The 23,702-nt window shown below is 72.8% G+C and carries 28 protein-coding genes; 13 read left to right on the top strand and 15 right to left on the bottom strand.

Annotated elements, in window-relative coordinates:
• The first annotated feature begins 13 nt into the window (after nucleotides 1-13).
• Nucleotides 14-376, top strand: coding sequence for a hypothetical protein (locus tag ACN28C_RS02025; RefSeq protein WP_422771917.1), 363 nt, complete (start codon nucleotides 14-16; stop codon nucleotides 374-376).
• A 495-nt stretch (nucleotides 377-871) separates the two neighbouring features.
• Nucleotides 872-1,210: a translation initiation factor 2 gene (locus ACN28C_RS02030; protein ID WP_422771918.1), complete on the top strand. Its 339-nt coding sequence runs from the start codon at nucleotides 872-874 to the stop codon at nucleotides 1,208-1,210.
• A 41-nt stretch (nucleotides 1,211-1,251) separates the two neighbouring features.
• Here the strand turns inward: ACN28C_RS02030 and ACN28C_RS02035 are convergent, their stop codons facing one another.
• Complete coding sequence (locus ACN28C_RS02035) at nucleotides 1,252-1,731, bottom strand: hypothetical protein (protein WP_422771919.1); 480 nt, start codon at nucleotides 1,729-1,731, stop codon at nucleotides 1,252-1,254.
• 211 nt (nucleotides 1,732-1,942) lie between these two features.
• Between ACN28C_RS02035 and ACN28C_RS02040 the strand changes: the two genes are divergently transcribed.
• Nucleotides 1,943-2,368: a Fur family transcriptional regulator gene (locus ACN28C_RS02040; protein WP_422771920.1), complete on the top strand. Its 426-nt coding sequence runs from the start codon at nucleotides 1,943-1,945 to the stop codon at nucleotides 2,366-2,368.
• A gap of 82 nt (nucleotides 2,369-2,450) precedes the next feature.
• Here ACN28C_RS02040 and ACN28C_RS02045 read toward each other — a convergent pair whose 3' ends face one another.
• The 10 genes from ACN28C_RS02045 to ACN28C_RS02090 form a co-directional block, all read right to left on the bottom strand.
• Nucleotides 2,451-3,314 carry a RecB family exonuclease gene (locus ACN28C_RS02045; protein ID WP_422774934.1) on the bottom strand — a complete coding sequence of 288 codons (864 nt, stop codon included), beginning with the start codon at nucleotides 3,312-3,314 and terminating at the stop codon, nucleotides 2,451-2,453.
• 274 nt (nucleotides 3,315-3,588) lie between these two features.
• Nucleotides 3,589-4,203, bottom strand: coding sequence for a MarC family protein (locus tag ACN28C_RS02050; protein ID WP_422771921.1), 615 nt, complete (start codon nucleotides 4,201-4,203; stop codon nucleotides 3,589-3,591).
• A gap of 40 nt (nucleotides 4,204-4,243) precedes the next feature.
• Nucleotides 4,244-5,155, bottom strand: a complete 912-nt coding sequence (locus ACN28C_RS02055; RefSeq protein ID WP_422771922.1) for a PHP domain-containing protein — start codon at nucleotides 5,153-5,155, stop codon at nucleotides 4,244-4,246.
• The gene (locus ACN28C_RS02060; protein WP_422771923.1) at nucleotides 5,152-6,315 is read right to left on the bottom strand and encodes a hypothetical protein; all 1,164 of its coding nucleotides are present in this window, start codon (nucleotides 6,313-6,315) and stop codon (nucleotides 5,152-5,154) included. Before ACN28C_RS02060 ends, ACN28C_RS02055 begins: the two co-directional genes overlap by 4 nt.
• A gap of 5 nt (nucleotides 6,316-6,320) precedes the next feature.
• Nucleotides 6,321-7,058, bottom strand: a complete 738-nt coding sequence (locus ACN28C_RS02065; RefSeq protein ID WP_422771924.1) for a SigE family RNA polymerase sigma factor — start codon at nucleotides 7,056-7,058, stop codon at nucleotides 6,321-6,323.
• Nucleotides 7,059-7,213: 155 nt separating this feature from the next.
• Nucleotides 7,214-8,089: a PH domain-containing protein gene (locus tag ACN28C_RS02070; RefSeq protein ID WP_422771925.1), complete on the bottom strand. Its 876-nt coding sequence runs from the start codon at nucleotides 8,087-8,089 to the stop codon at nucleotides 7,214-7,216.
• A gap of 9 nt (nucleotides 8,090-8,098) precedes the next feature.
• The gene (locus tag ACN28C_RS02075) at nucleotides 8,099-8,257 is read right to left on the bottom strand and encodes a hypothetical protein (protein ID WP_421496853.1); all 159 of its coding nucleotides are present in this window, start codon (nucleotides 8,255-8,257) and stop codon (nucleotides 8,099-8,101) included.
• 119 nt (nucleotides 8,258-8,376) lie between these two features.
• Complete coding sequence (locus ACN28C_RS02080; RefSeq protein WP_422771926.1) at nucleotides 8,377-9,123, bottom strand: DUF6758 family protein; 747 nt, start codon at nucleotides 9,121-9,123, stop codon at nucleotides 8,377-8,379.
• A gap of 122 nt (nucleotides 9,124-9,245) precedes the next feature.
• Entirely contained in the window at nucleotides 9,246-9,905 is a 660-nt protein-coding gene (locus ACN28C_RS02085; RefSeq protein WP_422771927.1) for a TrmH family RNA methyltransferase, read from the bottom strand.
• A gap of 48 nt (nucleotides 9,906-9,953) precedes the next feature.
• Nucleotides 9,954-10,493, bottom strand: coding sequence for a hypothetical protein (locus ACN28C_RS02090; protein WP_422771928.1), 540 nt, complete (start codon nucleotides 10,491-10,493; stop codon nucleotides 9,954-9,956).
• A gap of 676 nt (nucleotides 10,494-11,169) precedes the next feature.
• Between ACN28C_RS02090 and trxA the strand changes: the two genes are divergently transcribed.
• Complete coding sequence (gene trxA, locus ACN28C_RS02095; RefSeq protein ID WP_422771929.1) at nucleotides 11,170-11,532, top strand: thioredoxin; 363 nt, start codon at nucleotides 11,170-11,172, stop codon at nucleotides 11,530-11,532.
• 85 nt (nucleotides 11,533-11,617) lie between these two features.
• Here the strand turns inward: trxA and ACN28C_RS02100 are convergent, their stop codons facing one another.
• Both ACN28C_RS02100 and ACN28C_RS02105 read right to left on the bottom strand, forming a co-directional pair.
• Nucleotides 11,618-12,433 (bottom strand): sugar phosphate isomerase/epimerase family protein, encoded by an 816-nt coding sequence (locus ACN28C_RS02100; protein ID WP_422771930.1) that lies wholly within the window; start codon nucleotides 12,431-12,433, stop codon nucleotides 11,618-11,620.
• The gene (locus ACN28C_RS02105) at nucleotides 12,430-13,608 is read right to left on the bottom strand and encodes a Gfo/Idh/MocA family protein (protein WP_422771931.1); all 1,179 of its coding nucleotides are present in this window, start codon (nucleotides 13,606-13,608) and stop codon (nucleotides 12,430-12,432) included. Before ACN28C_RS02105 ends, ACN28C_RS02100 begins: the two co-directional genes overlap by 4 nt.
• Nucleotides 13,609-13,937: 329 nt before the next feature.
• Between ACN28C_RS02105 and ACN28C_RS02110 the strand changes: the two genes are divergently transcribed.
• The 4 genes from ACN28C_RS02110 (at nucleotide 13,938) to ACN28C_RS02125 (ending at nucleotide 17,543) form a co-directional block, all read left to right on the top strand.
• Complete coding sequence (locus tag ACN28C_RS02110) at nucleotides 13,938-14,966, top strand: LacI family DNA-binding transcriptional regulator (protein WP_422771932.1); 1,029 nt, start codon at nucleotides 13,938-13,940, stop codon at nucleotides 14,964-14,966.
• A gap of 93 nt (nucleotides 14,967-15,059) precedes the next feature.
• Nucleotides 15,060-16,598, top strand: coding sequence for an Rv2578c family radical SAM protein (locus ACN28C_RS02115; protein ID WP_422771933.1), 1,539 nt, complete (start codon nucleotides 15,060-15,062; stop codon nucleotides 16,596-16,598).
• A gap of 62 nt (nucleotides 16,599-16,660) precedes the next feature.
• Nucleotides 16,661-17,068 carry a CoA-binding protein gene (locus ACN28C_RS02120; RefSeq protein WP_422771934.1) on the top strand — a complete coding sequence of 136 codons (408 nt, stop codon included), beginning with the start codon at nucleotides 16,661-16,663 and terminating at the stop codon, nucleotides 17,066-17,068.
• A 142-nt stretch (nucleotides 17,069-17,210) separates the two neighbouring features.
• Nucleotides 17,211-17,543, top strand: coding sequence for a DUF4190 domain-containing protein (locus tag ACN28C_RS02125; RefSeq protein ID WP_422771935.1), 333 nt, complete (start codon nucleotides 17,211-17,213; stop codon nucleotides 17,541-17,543).
• Nucleotides 17,544-17,570: 27 nt separating this feature from the next.
• On the opposite strand, the gene ACN28C_RS02130 is transcribed toward ACN28C_RS02125, so the two are convergent.
• Nucleotides 17,571-18,512, bottom strand: a complete 942-nt coding sequence (locus ACN28C_RS02130; RefSeq protein ID WP_422771936.1) for an SDR family NAD(P)-dependent oxidoreductase — start codon at nucleotides 18,510-18,512, stop codon at nucleotides 17,571-17,573.
• Nucleotides 18,513-18,677: 165 nt separating this feature from the next.
• Here ACN28C_RS02130 and ACN28C_RS02135 point away from each other — a divergent pair, with 165 nt between their 5' ends.
• Both ACN28C_RS02135 and ACN28C_RS02140 read left to right on the top strand, forming a co-directional pair.
• The gene (locus ACN28C_RS02135) at nucleotides 18,678-19,220 is read left to right on the top strand and encodes a DUF4190 domain-containing protein (protein WP_422771937.1); all 543 of its coding nucleotides are present in this window, start codon (nucleotides 18,678-18,680) and stop codon (nucleotides 19,218-19,220) included.
• Between the two features lie 25 nt (nucleotides 19,221-19,245).
• The gene (locus tag ACN28C_RS02140; RefSeq protein ID WP_422771938.1) at nucleotides 19,246-19,686 is read left to right on the top strand and encodes a DUF4190 domain-containing protein; all 441 of its coding nucleotides are present in this window, start codon (nucleotides 19,246-19,248) and stop codon (nucleotides 19,684-19,686) included.
• Between the two features lie 175 nt (nucleotides 19,687-19,861).
• Here ACN28C_RS02140 and ACN28C_RS02145 read toward each other — a convergent pair whose 3' ends face one another.
• Nucleotides 19,862-20,851, bottom strand: coding sequence for a DMT family transporter (locus tag ACN28C_RS02145; protein ID WP_422771939.1), 990 nt, complete (start codon nucleotides 20,849-20,851; stop codon nucleotides 19,862-19,864).
• Nucleotides 20,852-20,956: 105 nt separating this feature from the next.
• Between ACN28C_RS02145 and ACN28C_RS02150 the strand changes: the two genes are divergently transcribed.
• The 3 genes from ACN28C_RS02150 to ACN28C_RS02160 all read left to right on the top strand — a co-directional run bounded on the left by ACN28C_RS02150 (nucleotide 20,957) and on the right by ACN28C_RS02160 (nucleotide 23,680).
• Nucleotides 20,957-21,727, top strand: a complete 771-nt coding sequence (locus tag ACN28C_RS02150; protein WP_422771940.1) for an HAD family hydrolase — start codon at nucleotides 20,957-20,959, stop codon at nucleotides 21,725-21,727.
• Nucleotides 21,715-22,239, top strand: coding sequence for a hypothetical protein (locus ACN28C_RS02155; protein ID WP_422771941.1), 525 nt, complete (start codon nucleotides 21,715-21,717; stop codon nucleotides 22,237-22,239). Before ACN28C_RS02150 ends, ACN28C_RS02155 begins: the two co-directional genes overlap by 13 nt.
• Nucleotides 22,240-22,477: 238 nt before the next feature.
• Complete coding sequence (locus ACN28C_RS02160; protein ID WP_422771942.1) at nucleotides 22,478-23,680, top strand: Mrp/NBP35 family ATP-binding protein; 1,203 nt, start codon at nucleotides 22,478-22,480, stop codon at nucleotides 23,678-23,680.
• Nucleotides 23,681-23,702: the final 22 nt, after the last annotated feature.

The raw sequence follows: 23,702 nt of genomic DNA on the forward strand, positions 1-23,702 counted from the left end.
AGGGAGGTTCGTCGTGGCACCCGACCGCACGCCCGCGCATGGCGACGCCACACTGCGACCCGTCCGCTGGTCACGTCCCGGCACCGGCTCACTGCTCCGCTGGGCGCTGGTCGCCGCCCTGTTGGCGCTCGCGCTCGGCGCCTTCCACCTGCACCGATCGCCCTCGTCCTGCCCTGCGCCCGCCTCGACCTCCGGCCGGGCCGAGGTCCGGCCGGGAGACCGGGTGGATCTCCTGGCGACGCGCGGCGGAGAGCAGGCCGGCCGGGCACCGAAGCCGACCATCCTGGCGACCCGGGCCCTGGTGCTCGACGTCTGGAGCCGGGCCGGACCGACGGTGTGGCCGGTGCGATCTACCTCGCCGTCCACCCCCGACTAGGCACACCACACCATCGGCATGCCGGAAGCCACCCGCTTCGCGATCATCATGCGCTCCTAGCCCAGGCGTCGACCGGGCGTCGACCGGAGGGACGACGCTCGGGCGTGCGGGCCGGGACGTCGGTCGTTCGGTCAGCCCCAGTGCGGCGGACGGTCGGCGAGTAGCCGGTCGTCGTTGGAGTCGGGCCACTCGCCCCAGCCCCGGTCGGTGTCGTCCACGGACTGCTCCGGCAACCGCACCCGCGAGTCCCCCGTCGCCCTGACCGGCCGACGATCGTCCTGCCCCGCTCGGTCCGGAGCGGCATGCGCGGTATTCCCGGCGCGGTCTTGCGCGGCAAGGGCAGCGTTCTCGGCACGGTCCCGCGCGGCACTCACGGCGCGCTGCTCATCCGTCCCGGGCACCCGGCAAGCGTACCCGGCACCGGTGGCCCGCCGTTCCCGCCGGTGTCGCCCGGCGCGGGACCGGCGACGGCTCAACTTGGTAGCGTCGGACAGCGTGACGACGCAGAGCGGGAGCTCTCCCGACGATGCCTTCTGGCGTCGACCCACCGGACCACCCGCCGACGCCCCCGGGTCCACGGAGACGCCGGGGTCGTCACCGACCCGGCCGGAGAACCACTATCCCGGCCCGCCGCCGAGCACCACTCCACCGCCGGGCTGGCGTCCCCCCACACACGTGCAGCCGGCACCGCCCCGGCCGCTACCGCCCCAGGATCACCCCGCCCTGGACGCCGCCGAGGGAAGCGCCCGGACGTTGACCTACGGCATCGGCATGGTGGGTGGAGCGGTGATCCTGGTGCTGATGTGCCTGCTCTGTTCCCGAGCGTTGTTCTGAGGCAGGCAGGCTGTTGTTCTTGCGGCTGTCTCTGCGGCCGGCTAAAGAACCCCCTGCCAGACCGCCTTGGCGCCGGTGTCACCGGTCAGGTAGACGTACCAGACGCTGATCCCGGCCAGGACCACCACACCCGCGCCGAGGAGCAGGCCCAGCCATCCGGGCACGGCCCGTCGGACCCGAGGACTGGTCACGACGAGCAGCAGGACGGTCAACGCGCCCAGGGCGCTGCTCCACCAGAGTGTCAGTTCGCCGTAGCCCTCGTGCTCCGTCACCATCTGGAGGATCTCCGGCGGATAGTTGTTGGCGATCAACACGTCGCGCAGTTCCTCGCCGGAGCGCAGCGCGAAGAACGCGGCGAGCGGTGCGGCCACTGCCAACACCGCCGCCGCCCAGTCGAGCCTGCTGCGGAACCGGGGCAGCACCACGTAACCCGTGGCCACCAGCGCGAGCAGCGGCACGAAGACGACGGCCGCATGCACCAGCAGCGCGTGTGCGGGGAGCCCCATCACGTCCCTGAACACCGGTGCCTCCTAACCGCTCCCACCGGGAGCCTCCGAGAGTACGAAGACGCGAGTCACTCGACCTGCGGTCTACACCCGTACACGGCGATCGAGTCCGTCCGGTTCAGGCCGGTTCCCGCGCCGGTGCGGTCGCCCGTAGCCGGTGTGGCGACTGCCACCGTCGATCGGCATCCGCCTTGTTGCTCCCCGTTCCGCGTGCTGTGATGGTGAGATGACTGGCGAGGAACTGCTCCGGTCGAGGGGCCTTCGGGTCACCCGGCCCCGCCTCGCCGTTCTGGAGGTGCTGGCCGCCGGCGGGCACCTGGAGGTGGACGAGATCACCCAGCGGGTTCGGCAGCGCCTCGACTCCGTCTCCACCCAGGCGATCTACGACGTGCTCGGCGCGCTCTCCCGAGCCGGGCTCTCCCGCCGGATCGAGCCCGCCGGGTCACCCGCCCGCTACGAGGCGCGGGTCGGCGACAACCACCACCACGTTGTCTGCCGGGGCTGTGGCAAGATCGCCGACGTCGACTGCGCGGTCGGCTCCGCCCCCTGCCTCGACCCGATCTCGCACCACGGGTTCGAGGTCGACGAGGCCGAGGTCACCTACTGGGGTCTCTGCCCGAGCTGCCAGCTGCGCCGGGCCACCGACGACTGATCCGACGGTGGGTCGCCGCCGACACCTCCGGGTCCGCCGACACCTCCGGGGACCCGCTGTCACGCCTCCGGCAGGTCACCCGTCACACCTCCTCCGTGGGTCCGCCGCCGCCCGGCCCGGTCGGCGCGAGGGCCCGCTCCATCGCCGACCAGGGCTCCCGGGCGGGGGCGTCGGCGCCGGCCGGGCAGGTGCGGCGGTAGTCGCACCAGCCGCACCTGGCGCCGGGCGCCACCGGGAAGGCTTCGTCGGGATCGGTGCCGTCGGCGACCGCCCGCTCGGCGGCGACGATGTCCCGCGCGGTCTCCTCCGCCCGGGAGAGCTGCCGGGCGAGCGACTCCGCCGAGTGATCGTGCCCGGCCACCGTCCGGGTCGGCAGGTGGTGCAGCTCCACCCGCCGGCAGGGTTTACGGAAGACCCGCTCGGCGGCGTAGGCGTAGAGGGCGAGCGCCTGGGAGCCACGCGCGTCGTCGGCGTCCAGTCCGGCGCGCCCGGTCTTGTAGTCGACGATCACCAGCTCCGGGCCGTCCGGACCCGGCCGCGAGTCGATCCGGTCCGCGCGTCCGTTGAACGCCAACACCCCGGTCTTGACCGCCACCACGCGCTCGACGCCGACCGGCTCGTCACCGGGGTCGAGGGTCTCCACGTAGGATTCCAGCCACTCCAGCGCGCGGCGGAACACCCTCCGCTCCTGCTCCTCGTCGCGGTAGCCCTCCCGGACCCAGGTGCCCTTGAGCAGGGTGGGCAGCGCCTCTGGGCGGCGGCGGTCAGCCGGCAGTGCGTACCAGCTGCGTAGGGCGGTGTGCACGCTCGCGCCGAGCGAGTTGTGCGCCCAGGGCGGACCCTTGGGCGGCGCCGGGCGGTCGAGGTAGGAGTAACGGTAGCGGCGCGGGCAGTCCGTGTACGCGCCGAGCTTGCTCGGCGTGCAGACGAAGAGGCGCTCGGGCATCCCGTCGAAGCCCAACTGCTCGGGCTGGGCGTCACGCGGACGAGGGGGCCGGCTGCCGGCGGAGGATGGCCTTCGCACGCCCCCGATCCTGCCACGCCGGTCCGACATCCCCGTCGATCCGCAGCCCCGTCCGGAGTGGCGCGGCCCCGCCGGGAGTGGCGCGGCCCCGGCGGGAGTGGCGCGGCCCCGCCGGGAGTGGCGCGGCCCCGGCGCTCCGCAGCTCCCCCGGGCCGGAGTGGTGCGGCCCCGTCGGGGGTTGCGGGGGCCGAGCGGGTCAGCCGGCGCCGAGGTGTGCGGTGACGAAGGCGGCGACGGAGTCGGCGATGAGCTGCACCGCGATCGCGGCGAGCAACAGGCCGGCGATCCTGGTCAGCACCTCGATCCCGGCTGGCCGGAGCACCTTGACCACGACGCCGGAGAAGCGCAGCGTCAGCCAGACCGCGAGCATCACCGCGACGATCCCGACCGCGATCGACAGGTAGTCCGCGCTCCCCTCCGCCTGCTGCACGAAGAGCATGGTGGCGACGATCGCGCCGGGACCGGCCAGCAGGGGCGTGCCGAGGGGCACCAGCGCGATGTTCGAGGTGTTCTGCTCGCCGGGATCGTCGGACTTGCCGGTCAGTAGCTCCAGCGCGACCAGCAGCAGGAGCAGGCCGCCGGCGCCCTGGAGCGCCGGCAGGTCGATGTGCAGGTAGTCCAGGAGGGTCTGCCCGGCCACCGCGAAGACCACGATCACCCCGAGGGCGAGCGCCACGGCCTGCCACGCGGCGCGTACCCGCTCCCGCGCCGGAAGCTGACCGGTCAGGGCGAGGAAGATCGGCACCGTGCCCGGCGGATCGGTGATCACCAGCAGGGTCACCAGGACCTCACCGAGCAGCTTCAGATTCACGCGATCACGGTAGCCGGCTATCCTGCGGCGTCTGTCGAGGTCAGTCCCGGTCGGTGAGCACCGGCACACCGCTGGCCGCCGCCACGATCCGCTCGTACGCCTCGAGTCCGGTCGTGTGCGCGCCGAGCCGGACGCTCTTGTGCGTGCCGTGGAAGTCTGACGAGCCGGTGACCAGCAGTCCCAGCTCGCCGGCGAGGGCCCGTACGGCGTCCCGCTCAACCGGGGAGTGGTCCTCGTGCTCCGCCTCCAGGCCGGCCAGCCCGGCGGCGGCCAACTCGACGATCAGCGAGTCGGGCACGGTCCGGCCCCGGCGGGTGGCCCGGGGATGAGCCATCACCGGCACCCCGCCGGCCTGCCGGACCAGCCGCACCGCCCGGAACACGTCGATGTCGTCCTTCGGCAGCCGGTAGCGCTCACCGAGCCAGTTCGGGGTGAATGCCTCGTCGGTCGTCGCCACCACGCCGGCCCGGATCAGCGCCTGGGCGATGTGCGGCCGCCCCACGGTGCCACCGGCGGCGGCGATTCGGATCTCCGCCCAGTCGATGTCGACCCCGTCGGCGCAGAGCATCGCCACGATGCGCTCGCCGCGGACCTCCCGGGCGGCGCGTACCCGGGCAAGCTCGGCGACCAGCTCCGGTGAGTGCGGGTCGAAGAGGTAGCCGAGCAGGTGCAGCGGGATCGAGGGCTCGGTGCCGTACCAGCGGCAGGAGAGTTCGGCACCCCGGACCAGGGTGAGTCCCGCCGGCCGGGCCGCGGTCGCCGGCTCCCACCCCGCCGTGGTGTCGTGGTCGGTCAGGGCTAGCACGTCGAGCCCGGCCTGTCGGGCGGCGCGGACGAGGTCGGCCGGAGTGAGGGTGCCGTCGCTGGCGGTCGAGTGGGTGTGCAGGTCGATCCGGGGACGGCCGCCGGTGTTTCCCGGCGGGACCGGTCCGGGTTTGTCGCCGGCGCTCACCGCCCGTCGTCCGGTGCTGCCATCCTCGGCACGAGCTGCCACTCCTCCGACACGCCCTCGGGCAGCGGCACGGTCTCTCCGGTGCCATCGGTGCGGCAGCGTACGACCTGCTCGGCGTCGCCGGTCACCAGCGTGCGCTCGTCGGCCCAGACCGGCGCGACGGCGGCGGTGACCGGACAGGAGACGACCCCTGTCACACCGTCGAGGACGCGATCGACCTCGATCAGGGCGACCTCGGAGGCGCGTTGCCGCACCAGCCAGCGGCCGTCCGGACCCAGCGCGCCGCCGGCGGCCCCGGCATCCAGGCCCAGCCCGCAACCGCCGCTGCGCACCCCTTGCAGCCGCCCGCTCGACGCGGCGATGCTGGCCAGGCAGTTCCGCGGGCCGTCTTCCTCCCGGACCAGCCCGACCAGGCCGTCGCCCCGGACCCCGTAGATCGCCGTCACCTCGGCGTTACGGATCGGTTGCCGCTGCGGCCGGGCCAGGTCGACGAAGCCGTAGCCACGCGAGCCGTCGGAGACCACGACCCGGTCACCGCTGAACGCCACCGGCCAGGTGCCGGCCGGCACCTCGACGTGATCCATCAGGGCCAGCCCATCGGGACCGACCCGGGCGATGTAGAGGGTGGTGTCGAGTTGGAAGGCGAGCCGGTCCCCGTCCGCGCTCAGCGCCCATCGGTCATCCTCGCCGCTGAGCGCCACCGAGGTGCCGTCGGGACGGAGGAACCGGACCTGTTTGGCTCCGGCGTACACCCAGCCGCCGGGGACCCGGTAGGCCCGGGTCACCTCGCCGACCCCGCCGAGGCTCAGCCGCCGGCCGTCGGCGGTCCAGAGCCGGCCGCCGCTGCGGATGTCCAGCCCGACTCCGGTGTCCCGCCCGGATGGTGGCGGCTCCACCGGGGCGACCGTCACGTCGGCCAGGGAGTCGACATTGAAGCCCGCCGGCCCGGCGGTCGTCCGGTCCGGCAGCCAGCCGCCGCCGAGCGTGGTGGCGCCGGCGGTGACCACAACCAGCGCGGCGGCCACCGCGACCAGCGAGCCGACGGCGCGGCGCCGGCGGCTGACCCGGCCGCGCCGGATCACCCGGCCGGCCGGGTCGTCGGCAGCCGGCGCCGTGTCGACCCGGGCGGCGAACATGTCCCGCAGCGAATCTTCCAGCATGGCCGTCACGCTTCCGCTCCGACCGCCGGTACGGGCGGAGCCGGCACCGCCAGGGCGGCTGCCGGCCGGCGGACCCCTGCCGGGCGCTGCCTGGGCAGCTCCGGCGGCACCGGACGTTGACCTTTAGCCGTATCGGCGGGCCCGAACCGCCCGGCGTCGCCGCCGCCGTCACCGGCGGGCGCGGCGGTTGGGCCGGCCTCGGCCTCCTGCGGTACCGCGCGATCGGCCTCGGCGCCGAGCCGGCGGCGGAGCGTGGCGAGTGCCCGCGAGGTCTGGCTCTTCACCGTCCCCGGCGAGATGTCGAGCAGGGCGGCCGTCTGGGCTTCGGAGAGATCCTCGTAGAACCGGAGCACCAGGACGGCCCGCTGCCGGACGGGCAGGGTGCGGACGTGCCGCCACAGCCGGTCGCGTTCGAGCTGCTCCTCCATCTGGTCCGGAGCCGGCCGCTCCGGCAGCACCTCGGTGGGGCGCTCGCCGTGCCAGCGCCGCCGCCACCAACTGGTCGCGGTGTTGATCAGGACCCGCCGGGCGTACGGTTCGACCGCCTCGATCTCGCCGAGCCGCTTCCAGGCCAGGTAGGTCTTGGTCAGCGCGGTCTGCAGCAGGTCCTCGGCGGTCGCCCAGTCCCCGGCCAGCAGGTAGGCCGTACGCAGCAGGGCGGCCGAGCGGGCCGCGACGAACTCGCGGAACTCCTCTTCCACCGAGTGTTTCGGCGCCACCGCCGCCTCCCCCCGCCGTGCCAATTCGAAAGGCTGCCACAGCCTGAGCCGCAGGTCTACGGCGGAAAGGCGGGATTCGGCTCGATGTTCGGGCGACGGATGAGCCGGCCGGCGCCGGCGTCACCAGTGGTGTCGCCGGCGTCACATCCGCCGCCACCCGGAGGCGCCAGGCCGGGCCGTCAGGCGCCGTCGTCGGCCTTGGCCTCCTCGGCCTCCTTGCCCAGCCGCGCCTCGACCGCCTGCGGCTCGTACATCTCCTCGACCACACGCAGGTAGAGCTCGTTGGGGTTGGGAAGATACTTGATCTCGCGGAGCGCCTGCTCCTGGCCGGCGGACTCCAGGACGAAGGTGCCGTAGTTGAGGGCGCGGCCGAGCGGGGTCTGCTCGTATTTCATGTCGGTGACCCGCAGCAGCGGCATCATCGCGACCTGTCGGGTGATGATCCCGTTCACCACCATCACCCGCTTGTTGGTCAGGATGAAACGGTCGAAATACCAGTCCGCCACCCGCCAGGCCACCCAGCCCATCACGCCGAGCCAGATCAGCACCGCCACGGTGGTCAGCGCGCCGACCTCCTGACCGGCGAGGAAGCCGGAGAGGTAGCCGAGCACGAAGGTGGCGAGCAGGCCGATCAACAGCGGAGTGGCCAGATAGATCTTGTGCCGCTTCCACTCGCCCCGGTAGCGCTCGGTCGGGAAGAGGTAGCGGGCGACCAGCGAGGTCGGCTCGTCCTCCAGCGGCAGGACCCGGCGCGGCCCCAGCGGCATCCCGGAGGCGTCGACCCGCAGACCGGCGAGCTCCTCCTCGGAGATCTCCGGACCCTGGTCGGGGTCGCGGACCCAGCCCCGGGTGCCGGCCCGGCGCTCGCCGTAGCCGATGCCCTCGGAGTAGCTCGGCCCGTCCGAATAGGAGGGGCCGGCGGAGTAGTCCGGGCCGGTGCCGAACTCCGGCCCCTCGTCCGGTTGCACCCGGGGGATCGGCTCGGTGTCCCGCTCGCCCCGTCGACGGCCGTCGTCGTCCTCGGGATCGGGGGGTCCACCCGACGGGTTGCCCATCGGCGGCGGCTAAGCGACGAGGTCGGTGAAGAAGTCGCCGAAGCCCTGGGCAACGTCCAGGATGCTCGAGCCCAGCGACTTGAAGACGTCGGCGGCCGACGACGGCTGGTAGGCGATGAAGAAGATCAGGAAGGCGATACCGCCCCAGGTGAAGACCTTTTTAAGCATGGCGGGCCATCCCTCCGTGCGGTGCCGGGTTGCGAGCCGCGGCAAAACCCAGAGTAGCAGTCGGCTGTGCTGCGGGAAATAATCCGCGTACGCCCTCCGCCCCAGCCTGGCTGGCCATATCAGACCCTCCCGTGCAGGTAGGGGGACGGAGCACCGTACACAAGTTCGGGTGGTGTCCACTCGGTCAGGTCGTGGAGTTCGACGTCTTCCGCGAGGAGGTAACCCGCACTCGCCGGCCAGGCTATCGCATAGAGCCAGATCCCCCGAGCTTCGCCGGCGCAGGCGCTCCGGTCTGTCGGAGATTTTACTGGCCATAGTGGAGTGGGATGGCCGTCCGCCCTGACCTTGGCGTGCGCGATCCGCTCGGCGGAACCTGGGCCGGGGTCGGTCAGCGCCTCGGCGAGTTGCGGCCCGGGATCGAGCCCGACCGCGCCGGCCAGCCGGGTGCCGAGGCCGACTCCGGGCTCCTCGGCGACGAGGATCAGGTCGGCGGGGCCGCCGCCGAGCGGATCGGGCCCGGTGCAGGCCACCGCGGTTGCGCGTACGCCGCTCCGGTCGTCACCGGCCCACCCGACGCCGGTCATCGTCCAGCCCTGCGGAAGCGGCCACGGGCACCAGAGCGGCATGGAGCCGCCGCGGGTGCCCGGGACTCCGGCGTCCCGGCCGACCCCGGGATCGCGGTCGGCGGTGATATCGCGGTCGGCGGTGATCCGGTCGACGACGCTGGCCACGATCTCCGGACCGATGTGCTCGGCGACGTGCAGCGGAGGGACGGGGCCGCAGTCCGGACAGCGCCAGGCAGTGTGCATCAGGTCCGGTGCTCGGACCGGACCGCCACAACGGGGACAGCTGACCGCAACTCCCACGACAACTACAGTCCACGCCCCACCGCCCTTCAGTCAAGGCGAACCGGCCTTTTCGGTCGTTCTGCGTACGGTCGGGGCACCTTTGCCCGTCCCGCAGCAACCTGACCGGCCGCGCACGCCATTCAGAATTCTCCGTTAGGCGGTGGTATATCCCCGTACGTCCGGATCCACGCGTGCATGGCGATGCCGCTTGCCACTCCGGCATTGATCGACCGGGTCGACCCGTACTGTGCGATGGAGAAGACCGCCGAGCAGGCCACCCGGGCCGGCGCGGAGAGCCCCGGCCCCTCCTGCCCGAAGAGCAGGACACAGCGGCGCGGCAGCACCGCATTCTCCAGCGGCCGCGACCCGGGCAGGTTGTCGATGCCGATCAACGCCAGGTCGGCGGCGCGGCACCAGGCAAGGAAGGTCTCGATCGTCTCGTGGTGCCGGACGTGCTGGTAGCGATCGGTCACCATGGCGCCGCGCCGGTTCCACCGCCGCCGCCCCACCACGTGCACCTCGGCCGCCAGGAAGGCGTTGGCGTTGCGGACCACCGTGCCGATGTTGAAGTCGTGCTGCCAGTTCTCGATCGCCACGTGGAAGTCGTGCCGCCGCAGGTCCAGGTCGGCGACGATCGCTTCCCGCCGCCAGTAGCGGTACCGGTCGACGACGTTGCGCCGGTCGCCCCCGGCGAGCAGTTCCGGGTCGTAGCGGGGGTCGGCAGGCGGCTCACCCGGCCACGGCCCGACTCCGACCTCTCCGACCTCTCCGACCTCGAGTTCGACCTCGGCACCCTCCACGAGTCCCGAGGGTACGGCCCCACCACCGCCGGCCGCCCGGCGCAGCCCTCAGCCGGTCGGGCGCAGGCCCAGTGCCTCACCGAGTTGGTCGAGGACCCGCCGCTGCTCCGGATCCACGGGGTCGCCGAAGGGGCGGGGCCGGCCGTCGGAGCCCGCCGCCCGGCAGACCCGTGCGGCGACCGACTGCACCCATTGCCGGTAGGCGGCCGAGTCGGCCGGGTCGGCGTGGCGCGCCAGCGTCTCGACCACGGCCCGGCAGGAGAGAAGCAGCTCGGCGAGGTCGCCATCGGCGGCGCCGGCGCGGACCGGCGCCGACCGCCCGTCGTCGGACTCGGCGTAGATCGCCGCGACCACCGACCGGACCAGTTCGCTGTCGAAGGACCGCCCGGCGGCGATGCCGTCCAACCCGGCCAGCCCTGCGGTGACCGTTCGGACCGGATTGTCCGGCCCGGCCGACGAGGCCGCGACCATCACCCGGCCGGGCAACCGGACGAGCAACTGCCACTCGTCGGGCGGGTAGCCGGCCGTGGTGCCCGGCCAGACACCGTGCGGGACACCCGGCGGGTCCGGGGATCCGGTCTGACTCATGGCGGCCTCCCGCCTCAGCATATGCCCCTACTGAGCAGAAGGCCCGGTTCCACCCGAAAAGTGCGCCACCGGTGTCGCCCGGCCATCCGCTCCGGGGTGGTGCTCACAGGTGCGGCGGTGAACAGTCGCCCCCGCGACAGGGGGCCCGCGCGCATCCGGCGGTCGGTGTGTCGAATCGACGGGAGCCGCCAAGGTGCGGAAAGACTCCGGACGCAATGAGCGGCGGGGCCCTCCCCGGCACCCGCCGCCCACGCTCTGATGGAAAGATTCTGCCCGACGCGACCCACCGGACAGAAGAGTCCGACCCGAGACAGCGGTCACAGTTACCTTTTTGTAATGTTACTGTACGTGCCCACGCGTACGCACCCCGGCATCCGTTATGTCACCTGTTTTCGCTTGTCGACCGGCGACTTTCCGGATCACAGCCCGGCTGGCCAGCATGATTCTTGGAAACGCTCCCATGACTCTCCGTCATCATGGTATGTCGGTCATGTTTCACTTCCAGGTCCGCCCGGCAAGGATCGCCGTCGATACCAGACCGGAAACGGACCTCGATACCAGGCCGTAACGTGAGCTATGGCACGATGCCCGTTTCAATCTCCCCGGCCGGGGAATTCGGAGGGCGTCAGCCGGGTTCCCCCAGTCGTGAGACCAATTGCGGTGATCGGAGTGATCAATGGCGACCGTTGAGCTGACCACAGCCAACTTCGACGAGGTGACCGAGAAGCCGGGCACTGTGCTGGTGGACTTCTGGGCGGACTGGTGCGGTCCGTGCAAGCGGTTCGCGCCGGTCTACGAGCGATCCTCGGAGAAGCATCAGGACATCGTCTTCGGGAAGGTCGACACCGAGGCGCAGCAGGAGATCGCCGCGAAGTTCGACATCCGATCCATTCCCACGATCATGGCGATCCGGGACGGCGTGATCGTCTTCGCCCAGCCGGGCGCCCTGCCGGAGTCGGCGCTGGAGTCGCTGATCGAGCAGGTCCAAGCCCTCGACATGGACGACGTACGCCGGCAGTTGGCCGAGCACAGTCACTGACGCGCTCGCCGAGACCCTTCCGGCCGGACACCGCGGGTGTCCGGCCGGAGTCGTCTCCGGGCCGGTGTCGACGACCGAACTCGGCTCAGTCCACGTGGGCGAGATAACCCGAGAGGGTGCGGTCCAGGATCTCCGGGCCGGGCAGCGCCCAGACGCCGGCGTTGAAGACCTCGACCTCGATCGGCCCTCGGTATCCGGCGGCCTCCACCGCCTCCCGGAACCGGCGCAGCTCGACACAGCCGTCGCCGGGCAGGGCCCGGCCGAGCAGCACCCCCTCGGGGAGCGGGGTGGCCCAGTCGGCGACCTGGAAGCAGGCGATCCGCTCCTCCCGGCCGGCCCGGTCGAGTTGCGCCCAGACCTGGTCGTCCCACCAGATGTGGTAGGTGTCCACCACCACGCCGACCGTCTCGACCGGATGCGGCGCGGCCAGGTCCAGTGCCTGGCCGAGGGTGGAGACGACGCAACGGTCGGAGCAGTACATCGGGTGCAGCGGCTCGATCGCCAGCCGTACCCCGGCGGCGCGGGCGTGCGGCACCAGGTCGCCGATCGCCTCCCCGACGTGTGCGCGGGCCGCGTCCACGTCCCGGCTGCCCGCCGGCAGTCCGCCGGAGACCAGCACCAGCACCGGCGCCCCGAGAGTGGCGGCCTCGTCGATCGCCCGGCGGTTCTCGTCGTACCAGTTTGGGGTGTTGAAGAAGCCGCCCCGGCAGAGCGAGGTGACCGCGATGCCGGCGTCGCGGACGAGCGTCGCGGTCTTCTCCAGGCCGTGTTCGAGGGTCTCCTCCCGCCAGAGCCCGACCTGGCGTACCCCCGCCGCCAGGCAGCCGGCCACCAGGTCGGGGATCGGCCAGTACCTGGCGGTGGCCTGGTTGAACGAGAACCGCGCGGGGACGGTGCTCACCGGCTCCGCTCCCCGTCGAGTTCGGGGATCTCGATGCGCCGGCCCTCCCGGGCGGCGGCGAGACCCAGCTCGGCGAGCTGTACGCCGCGCGCGCCGGCCCAGAGGTCCCAGCCGTACGGCTCGTCGGCGACGACGTGCCGCAGGAACAGCTCCCACTGCGCCTTGAAGCCGTTGTCGAACTCCTCGTTGTCCGGCACGACCTGCCACTGCGACCGGAAGTCCTCGGTCGCCGGCAGGTCCGGATTCCACACCGGCTTCGGCGTGCTCGCCCGGTGCTGGATCCGGCAGTTCCGCAGCCCGGCGACGGCGCTGCCCTCGGTGCCGTCGACCTGGAACTCGACCAGCTCGTCCCGGTAGACCCGGACCGACCAGGAGGAGTTGATCTGGGCCACGATCCGGCCGGACTGCCCCGGCCGCTCGATCTCGAAGATGCCGTACGCGGCGTCGTCGGCGGTCGCGTCGTAGCGCTCGCCGGCCTCGTCCCAGCGCTGCGGAATGTGGGTGGTGACGTGCGCGGTCACCGCGGCGACCCGGCCGAAGATCTGCTCCAGCACGTAGTGCCAGTGCGGGAACATGTCGACGGTGATGCCACCGCCGTCGGCGGCCCGGTAGTTCCAGGACGGCCGCTGCGCCGCCTGCCAGTCACCCTCGAAGACCCAGTAGCCGAACTCGCCGCGCACCGAGAGGATCCGGCCGAAGAAGCCGCCCCTGACCAGCCGGTCGAGCTTGCGCAGGCCGGGCAGGAAGAGCTTGTCCTGCACGACGCCGTGCTTGATGCCGGCGGCGTCGGCGAGCCGGGCCAGCTCGACCGCGCCGGAGAGGTCCTCGGCGGTCGGCTTCTCGGTGTAGATGTGCTTCCCCGCCTCGATCGCCAGCCTCAGCGCCTTCTCCCGCTGGGCGGTCACCTGCGAGTCGAAGTAGATCTGCACGTCCGGGCGGGCCAACGCGGCGGGCAGGTCGGTGCTCCACTCGGTCAGCCCGTGCCGCTGCGCGATCTCCTGGAGCTTGGCCTCGCTCCGGCCGACCAGGATCGGTTCCGGCCAGAGCCGTCGGCCGTCGGGCAGGGGCAGCCCACCCTGTTCCCTGATGGCAAGCAGGGACCGGACCAGGTGTTGCCGGTAGCCCATCCGGCCGGTCACGCCGTTGAGCACGATTCCGATCGGGGTGCGGCCCATGTACGTCGCCTCCTCAGGCTGGCTGATCCGCGGTGCCACTTGTCGAGCGCGCGGGGTTGGGTGTGGTGGGGTCGACCTGGCGCGCGATGGTCGCGGTGGAGCACGCCGTACGCCGGTAAGCGCTTTCCCGAGCACGCTACCGACTACCTCCGGATTCCGGCAAGGCCATCCCACCGCCCCGACGATCTTCCGCAGGCCGCCGGCGCGGTGCGCCCGCACCGGGCCCGCCGCCGGTGCGGGGCCGTCCCTGACGGGCGTGAATGCCCCGGACCCGGCCGCGCTATCCTCACCTGCAACCGGCCACCGGGCGGTCGGGGAAGGACGGGGCGATGGCCACTCTGGCGGATGTCGCGCGGCGGGCCGGCGTGTCACCCGCCACCGCGTCCAGGATCATCAACGGCAGCCCCAAGCCGGTGACCGACGCCCTGCGCGAGCGGGTGCTGGCCGCGGTCGAGGAGTTGCAGTACGTCCCGAACGCGCACGCCCAGCAGCTCGCCCGCAACCACCGCAGCGCGGTCGGGGTGATCGTGCACGACGTCTCCGACCCGTACTTCGCGGAGATCACCCGTGGCCTGCAACGGATCGCCACCGAGCACGGCCGGCTGGTCATCATCTGCAACACCTACCGCGACCCGGACAAGGAGCTGGAGTACGTCGAACTGCTCCGGGCCAACCAGGCCGCCGCGATCATCCTCGCCGGCTCCGGCTACCACGACGAGCAGTTCACCCTCACCCTCGACGCCAAGCTCCGGGTCTACCAGTCCACCGGCGGCCACGTGGCGGTCATCGGCCGGCACGAGCACTCCGGACACGCGGTCATCCCGGCCAACGAGGCCGGCGGCCACCTGGTCGGCACCGAACTCTACGGTCTCGGCCACACCCGGATCGGTGTCGTCGCCGGTCCCCGGCACCTGACCACCACCACCGACCGGATCGCCGGGCTGCGCCGGGCCGCGCGCGAGCACGGCCAGAAGCTCACCGCCCGGCAGATCGTCTACGGCGACTTCGACCGCTCCGGCGGGGTCAGCGGCGCCGCCGCCCTGCTCGACGCCCAGCCCGGGATCACCGCCATCGCCGCACTCAACGACTCGATGGCGATCGGTGTGCTCGCCCTGCTCCGTTCCCGGGGCATCGACGTGCCCGGCCGGATCAGCGTGGTCGGCTTCGACGACATGCCGATCGCCCGCGACCTGACGCCCGCGCTCACCACGATCCGGCTGCCGCTGGCCGACATGGGCGCTCGGGCGATGACCCTGGCGCTGCAACCTCCCGAGCCGCTGAACACCCCGCAGGTCGAGCACGTCGCGGCCGAACTGGTCCGCCGGGAGAGCAGCGCGCCGCCCGCGTCCGACAGGTAGCCGCGACCCGTTGTCCGGCCGCGAGGTGCCGGTGGGCCGGCGCGCGGCGTGGCGAGTTGCGCAATCTATCGTACGCATGTTCGAATAGGGCCCATGCGCTGGGAAAACCTGTCGTCGGCTCCCCCCGACACCGGCACCCCTCCAGGGGCGGCGCCAGCGGCTCCACCCCTGCCGCTGGCGCTGCCCGGCGCGGTCGCCCGCACCTTCGACACCCCCGGTTTCGCCGGCATGACGTTCTACGAGGTGCGCGCGAAGTCGATCATCAACCGGGTGCCCGGCACCTCGCGGGTGCCGTTCCAGTGGACGATCAACCCCTACCGGGGGTGCAGCCACGCCTGTGCCTACTGCCTCGCCGGTGACACGGCGATCCTGCTCGCCGACGGGCGCACCCGGCCCCTCGCCGAGCTGCGGATCGGCGACCAGATCTACGGCACGGTGGCACAGGGCAACCACCGGCGCTACGTCCGCACCGAGGTGCTGGCGCACTGGTCGACGGTGAAGCCGGCCTACCGGATCACGCTCGACGACGGCACGGAGCTGACCGCCAGCGGCGACCATCGGTTTCTCACCCCGCGCGGTTGGAAGCACGTCGTCGGCGCGATGCCCGGCGAGCCGCCCCGGCCCTACCTCGCGGTCACCGACAGTCTGGTCGGCACCGGCCGGGCCACACCCGGGCCCGCCGACCTCCCCGCCGATGGCCTCGCCGGGACCATCCTCGGTGGCCGGGCCGCGCTGCGGATCCGCCGGATCGAGCCACTCGACCGCGAGCTCCAGCTCTACGACATCACCACCGGCACCGGTGACTTCGTCGCCAACGGCGTGGTGAGCCACAACTGCTTCGCCCGGGGCACGCACACCTATCTCGACCTCGACCCCGGGCGTGACTTCGACAGCAAGGTGATCGTCAAGGTCAACGCCGGTGAGCTCGTCCGCCGTGAGCTGGCCGCGCCGAGGTGGTCGGGCGAGCACATCGCGATGGGCACCAACGTCGACTGCTACCAGCGGGCGGAGGGGCGTTACCGGCTGATGCCGCAGATCCTGGCGGCGCTGCGCGACTTCGCCAACCCGTTCTCGATCCTGACCAAGGGCACCCTGATCCTGCGCGACCTGCCGCTGCTCCGCGAGGCCGCCACGGTGACCTCGGTCGGCGTCTCGATGTCGGTCGGCTTCGTCGACGAGCGGATGTGGCGCTCCGTCGAGTCGGGCGCGCCCAGTCCACGGCGCCGGCTCGACGCCGTACGCGAGCTGACCGACGCCGGGTTCGCGGTCGGGGTGCTGATGGCCCCGATCCTGCCCGGGCTCACCGACACCGACGAGTCGATCGAGGCAACGGTGGCGGCGATCGCGGCGGCCGGCGCGGTGAGCGTCACCCCGCTGCCGCTGCACCTGCGGCCCGGTGCCCGCGAGTGGTACGCGCAGTGGCTGGCCCGCGAGTTCCCGCAGTTGGTGCCGCGTTATCGGGCGCTCTTCGGCCGGGGCTCCTACCTGCCGCAGGACTACCAGCGTGAGGTGACGGCCCGGGTGCGCATGGCGGCCCGCCGCCACGGCCTGCACCGCTCCGAGCCGGGCGAGGCCCGGCAGGTGCCGGCGCCCGCCCCGGCGCCCACCATCGAGCAGCTCACCCTGCTGTGAAGCCCTGGCGGTGCGGAGGCAACCCGGACGGGCGGTGGGCGGGCGCGAGCTACAGTCGCGTGGTGCGTAGCGCCCAACAGATCCTTGCCGAGGCCGGCGTGATCGCCGTGGTCGGCGCCTCCCGCGACCCGGGCAAGCCGGCACACAGTGTCCCGCTGTCGATGCAGCGGTACGGCTGGCGGATCATCCCGGTCAACCCGGTGGCGGACGAACTCTTCGGCGAGCGTGTCTACCGCTCGCTGGCCGAGATTCCGCACCCGGTCGACCTGGTCGACGTGTTCCGGCCCGCCGAGGACGCCGTGGCGGTGGTCCGCGACGCGGTCGCGATCGGCGCGCCGGCCGTCTGGTTGCAGCTCGGCATCGTCTCCGGCGAAGCACGGCGGATCGCCGAGGAGGCCGGCATCGACTACGTCGAGGATGCCTGCCTGGCGGTGGAGCGTGCGGCGGCCGGGCTCTCCCGTCGAGACTGAGCGACCGCCTCGATCACCATCCCCGGGCGTGCCTCCCCGCCCCCCGGGCGTGCCTCCCCGCCACCATCGGGTGGCACCGTCCCGGACATCCGCCCTGCCAGCGGTGCTGGTGGGTAGCGTCCCGGATGAGGAGGCGACGCCAATGAGCTACCCAGGACCGGGTGAGCCGCAGGATCCGCAGGGATTCCCGGCGCAGCCCTCACCCGGGTACTACGGCCAACCCGAACGGCGGTCGGGGACGAACGTGCTGGCGATCCTCTCGCTGGTCTTCGCCTTCGTCTTCGCGCCGGCCGGCATCGTCCTGGGGCACCTGGCCCGGCGCCAGATCCGGCAGACCGGCGAGCAGGGCAGCCAGCTGGCGACCTGGGGACTGATCCTCAGTTACGTCTTCACCGCGCTCTACGTGCTCGGCTGCTGCGGCTGGCTGGCCCTGGTCGGCTGGGCCGGCTCGGAGGGCGACGGCGGCGCGTACTGACCGCCGTCGGAACCGGCCGACCGCTGGCTACCGGTACTCCGCCTCCCGCACGCTGTTGCCGCCGTCCACCACCAGCATCTGCCCGGTGATGTACGACGCGGCCGGCGAGCAGAGGAAGGCGATGGCCGCGGCGACCTCGTCCGGGGTGCCGGGTCGGCCGACCGGGGTGCCGAGCCCCTGCTTCAGTTCGGCCATGGTGGAGGCCGCGGTGTAGATGGTCCCGGGTGCGACCGCGTTGACGGTTACCCCGTCGGCGATCATCTCCATCGCGAGCGCACGGGTCAGCCCGACCACACCGGCCTTCGCGGCCGCATACGCCGCCTCTGTCGGCAGGGCGTTGACCGGTCCGGCGGTGGCGGCCAGGTTGACGATCCGCCCCCAGCCGCGTTCGGCCATGCCGCCGATGAAGGCCCGGCTGCACAGGAACGCGGTGCTGAGATTCCGTTCGATCTCCCGATGCCACTCGTCGTAGCTCAACTGCGCCACCGGCCGCAGCACCTCGGGGCTCGCCCTGCTGGCCAGGCCGGCGTTGTTGACCAGCACCTCCACCTCGCCGAGCTGCTCGACGATGGCATCCGCCAGCGCGCCCACCTCGGCCTCGTCGGTGAGGTCGGCGACGAACCCCGTGGCACCCAGCTCGGTCGCCCGCTCGTGGATGCGGCGGGTGGTCGAGACGATCGCCACCCGGGCACCGAGCGTGGCTAGCCGGCGGGCGGTCGCGTACCCGATCCCGTCCGGACTGCCGGCGCCGGTGACCAACGCCACCCGCCCGTCCAGGCGCATCGTCACCGGCTCGGCGTCGCCGCCTGGCAGCCCGCCGCCGTTGCCGCCCGGGTCGAGGCTTTGGTCGAGGCTCTGCGGGACGGTGCCCTGCGAGCCGGTACGGGGCCGGCGGGCCAACGCGGGACGCGTCGCGTCCCGACGAGGCCGATTACCGGATCTGTCCCCGGCGCGCGCGTCGAATACCATGCCCGCGATCCTGCCCGGTCCAGGCGATACGGGCAACGGCGCACCGCCGGAGCAGCCGGCGGGCACCGCCGGTCGACCCGGGACCGGCCGGATATGGGAACACCCCGTTGGCGTACGGCGACTACCCTGGCGACGCATCCGAACGGACGAAGTGAGAGACCTCGAATGACCGACCCCCAGCAGAGCGGCTACTCCGGCGATCCGTCCTGGCAGGCGCAACCACCCGCCCAACCGGGCGCCTACCAGGATTCGGGCTACCAGCCCATGTACCAGGATCCGACGGGGCAGGCCGTCCCCGCCCAGCCCTACCAGGCGGGATATCCGGTCCAGGCCTACCCGACCGACACCGACCCGATCAGCGGCCAGCCGGTGATGGCTCCGGGTTATCCACCGCCCGGCTATCCGGTCGCCACTGCGGGTCCGTCCACCAACGGGCTCTCCATCGCCGCGATGGTCGTCTCCATCGTGGGTGCGCTCGGGCTCTGCGGGTACGGTCTGGGCGGCTATCTCGGCGCCGTCGGGGCGATCCTCGGCCACGTCGCCAGCAAGCAGATCCGCGAACGGGGCGAGGGCGGCGCGGGGTTCGCCAAGGCCGCGATCATCGTCGGCTGGATCGCCACCGGGATCGCCATCCTCGCCACCATCGCCCTCGTGATCTTCTTCGTCTGGTTGGCCAACCAGCCGTCGACCTACGACAGCGGCTTCTGAACATCCGGACCGACAGGGAGACGCCGTGAACCCAGGCAGCACCGGTAACCCCTCCGGGCCCGTCGGCGACGCCGGCCCCACGACGACGCCCGTCGAGCCAGCGCAGCAGCATCCGGGACCGGCCGGCGGCGCGCCGCAGCCGGGCTGGCCGCCGCCCCAGCCTGGTTATCCCGGCTACCCCTATGTGCTGCGCCGGCCGACCAACGGCATGGCGATCGCGGCCTTGGTCACCGGGATCGTCGCCCTGTTCAGTTGCCAGGTGGTCGGCGCGGTCGCGGTCTACCTGGCCCGGAAGGCGCGTACCGAGATCGAGGCGAGCGGCGAGGAGGGAGCCGGCTTCGCCACCGCCGGTCTCGTGCTCGGCTGGGTGTCCCTCGGGCTGGCCGCACTGGGTCTGCTCGTCTTCCTCGCCTACCTGGCCTTCATGGGCGTCCTCTTCGCCACCACGGCGAGTACCTCCGGCTGATCCGGGAGCACCGGTCGCGCTGGGACAGCGCGGCCGGTCGGCCGTCGGTGGCGTTCAGTTGCCGGTGTCGGAGCGGCGGGGCCTTCCCGCGACCAGCAAACAGAGTCCCCAGTGCGGGGCGGCTCCACCGGAAGTTACTCGATTGCCATGCCGCTGGAGTGCGGCCGATCCACGGTCAGGGCAACGGACCTGTCTCGGGTGGCACCGGCAGCGGCTCCGGGACGGTTTCCGGCTCGGTTTCCGGCTCGGCGCGCCGGTCGTTCCGCGCCTCGCCGTGCAGCACCACGGCGACCCCGGCGAGCAGCAGGGCGAGCCCGGGCAGGGCGGCGGCCCGGGGCACCTGGCCGAGCCAGGCCCAGGCGATCAACGCGGCGCCGGGCGCCTCGAGCAGGAAGAGCACGCTGATCGTCGTCGCGGAGATCCGGCGGAGCGCGTAGTTGAACATCGAGTGGCCGAGCAGTTGGGCCCCGACCACCAGCCCCAGCACGGCGAGCCAGGTCGAGGCGGCGTACCCGCCGAGGCGTACGCCGCCGGCCAGGCAGACCACCAGCAGCGCCGTCGCGCAGACCCCGTAGCAGATGGTGGTGTAGCCGAGGGTGCTGATCGTGCTCCTGGCCCGCTCGCCGAGGGCGGTGTAGACCGCCGCCGCCATGCCCCCGGCGACCGCGAGCAGGTCACCGGCGACGGCCCAGCCGGAGATCCCGAAGTCGGCGCCGACCGCCCAGATCGCCCCGGCCACCGCCAGACCGATGCCGACCCAGCCGAGCGTGGAGAGCCGCCGCCCCTGGCCGAGCGCGATCAGCCCCTGCCAGACCGGCTGGGTGACCACCAGGGCGGTAGCGGCGGCCACCGAGGTCAGTTTGGCGCTCGGCATCCAGGTGGCGAAGTGCACGGCGAGGGCGAGGCCGGCCAGCGCGCAGTAGCCGGCGTCCCGGCGGCCGGTCCCCCTGGTCAGCGCCCGGAACTCCGCCCGGCGCCGCAGCAGCGCGACCGGTCCGAGCACGCTGACGGCGAGGAAGTTGCGCCAGAAGGCGATGGCCAGCGCGGGTGCGGCGGCGAACGCGATCAGCGGCGCCGACGACGAGACCGCGACGATGGCGACCGCGACCGCGCCGACACTCAGCGGGTCGATCGGAGCGCGGGGCAGCGGTACGGCGGCAGGCACGGAAAAATCCTCACATGTCACTAGGGGCCACCATCTAATCCACAAGCCGTTACGATCCTCCGATCGCACGCACCTGCTTCATCCGGTTCTGGAGGCTGCTCCCCCATGCCCACATACCGGCTACCCGCGTACCGGGCGGTGCTTTTCGACTTCTTCGGCACCCTCACCTGCGCCACCCGGCGCGGCGATCGGCACGCGGCAGTCGCCGCCCTGCTCGGCTGCGGGGTGGACGTCCTGGTCGATGTGCTCGACCGCTCCTTCTACCTGCGCGCCACCGGAGCACTCGGCGATGCCACCGCCACCCTGCGCTGGGTCTGCGCGCAGGTCGGTGCCCGGCCGTCCGACGCCGACCTGCGGGCCGCCGTCGCCGCCCGGGTCCAGGCGGTACGCGCGGACACCCGGCTCCGCCCCGATGCGGTGACGGTGCTTCGCGCCCTCCGGCGCCGAGGTCTCCGCATCGCGCTGGTCAGCGACTGCACCCACGAGCTTCCCGCCTTCCTGCCCCACCTGCCGGTCGCGCCCCTGCTCGACGTGCGGGTGCTGTCGGTGCAGGTCGGCTGCTGCAAGCCCGATCCGGCGATCTATCTCGCCGCCTGCCACCGGCTCGACGTGCCCCCCGAAGACTGCCTGTACGTCGGCGACGGCGGCAGCCAGGAGCTGACCGGCGCCGCCCGGACCGGGATGACGGCGATCCGGCTGGCCGCCGCCGATCTCCACGGTCACCTCGTCTTCAACCAGGACCAGGGCTGGGCCGGCCCGACGCTCGCCTCGCTGTCCGAGGTTCCGGGGCTGCTGGACGTACCCGCGTCGGGCCGGCCCCGGTCGGAGCCGGCGGGTTCCCTGCCGGTTCCGGGTGGGGCAGGATGCGGGGTGTGACCGAGGAGCAGGACGGCCCGGCCCCGCCGCCGCTGGTGACGGAGGCAATGAAGAAAGCAGCCGTGGCGTGGGTGGCGGTCGGTGACCGACCGGCGGTCGCGCTCTGGTGCGTGCCGCTGGACGGCGGGCTTTACGTGGTAAGCGGTCCCGGCGAGCAGCCGGCACCGGGGCTGGCGGAGGCCGGCACCGCCACGGTGACCCTGCGTGGCGACCATGGCGGGCAAATCGTCACCTGGCCGGCCGAGGTGAGCCGGATCGCGCCGGAGAGCGAGCGGTGGGCGGAGGTGGCCCCCCAGGTGGCCGCCAAGCGGCTCAACGCCAGCGGCAGCCCGGCGGAGGTGGCGCAGCGCTGGACGGCCCGCTGCACGCTCGTCCGGCTGGCCCCGGCCGGGGCGCCGCTGGCCGCCGGGACGACCCTGCCGGACGGCTCGCTGGCCGCCGCGCCGCGCGAGACCACCGCGATCCGGCGCACCCGCCGGCCGTTCCGGCTGCACCGGGTCCGGCGCCGCTGACCGCCGAGACGGCGGCGGCACCGGGACGTGGGAACGAAACGCCGCGCGCCTCAAGGGGCTAGGCGCGCGGCGGACGTCAACGATCGTCCCACCCCGACGGGTACGGCGTCTACCGCCAAATCGCTAATTTCCTCACTCTAGGTGAGAGCCGGACTTGCCGGCTACGTCGTACCGATTCGCTCCCGCCGTCCGGGTACGGCCGGCCCGGCGGGTCATCCGGCGACGTAGCATGGCGTATATGTCTGCTCCAGCCGTTCCCGGCCAGGAGGCGACCGCCTCCGGCACCGACTCCGCCGACCGGCCCACGAACCCCGTCGAGGAGGCGGTGCACGCCGCGCTCGCCACCGTCGACGATCCGGAGATCCGCCGGCCGATCACCGACCTCGGGATGGTGCGCTCCGCCGTGCTCGACGCCGACGGCACGGTACGGGTGGAACTGCTGCTCACCGTCGCCGGCTGCCCGCTGCGGGACAAACTGCGCACCGACATCACCGCCGCGGTCGGCGCGGTGCCCGGGGTGACCGGGGTCACCATCGACTTCGGTGTGATGAGCGCCGAGCAGCGGCAGGCCCTCCAGGCCCGGTTGCGCGGCGGCGGGCCCAGCCAGGAACCGGTCATCCCGTTCGCCCAGCCCGGCTCGCGCACCCGGGTCTACGCGGTCGCCAGCGGCAAGGGCGGGGTCGGCAAGTCGAGTGTCACGGTCAACCTGGCCGCCGCGCTCGCCGCCAAGGGGCTGGCGGTGGGTGTCGTGGACGCGGACATCTACGGCCACTCGGTGCCCCGGATGCTCGGCGTCGACGGCCGGCCGACCCGGGTGGAAGACATGATCATGCCGCCCGAGGCGCACGGGGTGAAGGTGATCTCGATCGGCATGTTCACCGACGGCAACGCGGCGGTGGTCTGGCGGGGTCCGATGCTGCACCGCGCGTTGCAGCAGTTCCTCGCCGACGTCTACTGGGGCGATCTGGACGTGCTGCTGCTCGACCTTCCGCCGGGCACCGGCGACGTGGCCATCTCACTGGCCCAACTGCTGCCCAACGCGGAGATCCTGGTGGTCACCACCCCGCAGACGGCGGCGGCCGAGGTGGCCGAGCGGGCCGGCGGAATCGCCCTGCAGACCCACCAGCGGCTGGTCGGTGTCGTGGAGAACATGTCGTGGCTGGAGCTCCCCGACGGCTCCCGCATGGAGGTCTTCGGCTCCGGCGGCGGCGCGACGGTCGCCGAGTCGCTGACCAGGGTGGTCGGCGCGCAGGTGCCGCTGCTCGGCCAGATCCCGCTGGACACCCGGGTGCGCGAGGCCGGCGACGCCGGAAACCCGGTCGTGCTCGCCGAGCCCGACGCACCGGCGGCCGAGGCGCTCAGCGCGGTCGCCGACCGGCTCGCGTTGCGCCGCGAGTCGCTGCTCGGCAAGCCGCTGGGACTGCGCCCCGCCGGCCGCTAGCCGAAGGGGAGGCGTCCGGACC

Origin of the sequence: Plantactinospora sp. WMMC1484 (assembly GCF_049315195.1) — a bacterium.
Classification (GTDB): Bacteria; Actinomycetota; Actinomycetes; order Mycobacteriales; family Micromonosporaceae; genus Plantactinospora.

What these genes read in the sequence shown, in the direction of transcription:
- ACN28C_RS02040 (WP_422771920.1), top strand. Translation starts at nt 1,943, where the DNA reads ATGACTGGCGAGGAACTGCTCCGGTCGAGGGGCCTTCGGGTCACCCGG.
- ACN28C_RS02045 (WP_422774934.1), bottom strand. Translation starts at nt 3,314, where the DNA reads ATGCCCGAGCGCCTCTTCGTCTGCACGCCGAGCAAGCTCGGCGCGTAC.
- ACN28C_RS02060 (WP_422771923.1), bottom strand. Translation starts at nt 6,315, where the DNA reads ATGCTGGAAGATTCGCTGCGGGACATGTTCGCCGCCCGGGTCGACACG.
- ACN28C_RS02070 (WP_422771925.1), bottom strand. Translation starts at nt 8,089, where the DNA reads ATGGGCAACCCGTCGGGTGGACCCCCCGATCCCGAGGACGACGACGGC.
- ACN28C_RS02075 (WP_421496853.1), bottom strand. Translation starts at nt 8,257, where the DNA reads ATGCTTAAAAAGGTCTTCACCTGGGGCGGTATCGCCTTCCTGATCTTC.
- ACN28C_RS02090 (WP_422771928.1), bottom strand. Translation starts at nt 10,493, where the DNA reads ATGAGTCAGACCGGATCCCCGGACCCGCCGGGTGTCCCGCACGGTGTC.
- trxA (WP_422771929.1), top strand. Translation starts at nt 11,170, where the DNA reads ATGGCGACCGTTGAGCTGACCACAGCCAACTTCGACGAGGTGACCGAG.
- ACN28C_RS02105 (WP_422771931.1), bottom strand. Translation starts at nt 13,608, where the DNA reads ATGGGCCGCACCCCGATCGGAATCGTGCTCAACGGCGTGACCGGCCGG.
- ACN28C_RS02110 (WP_422771932.1), top strand. Translation starts at nt 13,938, where the DNA reads ATGGCCACTCTGGCGGATGTCGCGCGGCGGGCCGGCGTGTCACCCGCC.
- ACN28C_RS02115 (WP_422771933.1), top strand. Translation starts at nt 15,060, where the DNA reads ATGCGCTGGGAAAACCTGTCGTCGGCTCCCCCCGACACCGGCACCCCT.
- ACN28C_RS02125 (WP_422771935.1), top strand. Translation starts at nt 17,211, where the DNA reads ATGAGCTACCCAGGACCGGGTGAGCCGCAGGATCCGCAGGGATTCCCG.
- ACN28C_RS02130 (WP_422771936.1), bottom strand. Translation starts at nt 18,512, where the DNA reads ATGGTATTCGACGCGCGCGCCGGGGACAGATCCGGTAATCGGCCTCGT.
- ACN28C_RS02135 (WP_422771937.1), top strand. Translation starts at nt 18,678, where the DNA reads ATGACCGACCCCCAGCAGAGCGGCTACTCCGGCGATCCGTCCTGGCAG.
- ACN28C_RS02150 (WP_422771940.1), top strand. Translation starts at nt 20,957, where the DNA reads ATGCCCACATACCGGCTACCCGCGTACCGGGCGGTGCTTTTCGACTTC.
- ACN28C_RS02155 (WP_422771941.1), top strand. Translation starts at nt 21,715, where the DNA reads ATGCGGGGTGTGACCGAGGAGCAGGACGGCCCGGCCCCGCCGCCGCTG.
- ACN28C_RS02160 (WP_422771942.1), top strand. Translation starts at nt 22,478, where the DNA reads ATGTCTGCTCCAGCCGTTCCCGGCCAGGAGGCGACCGCCTCCGGCACC.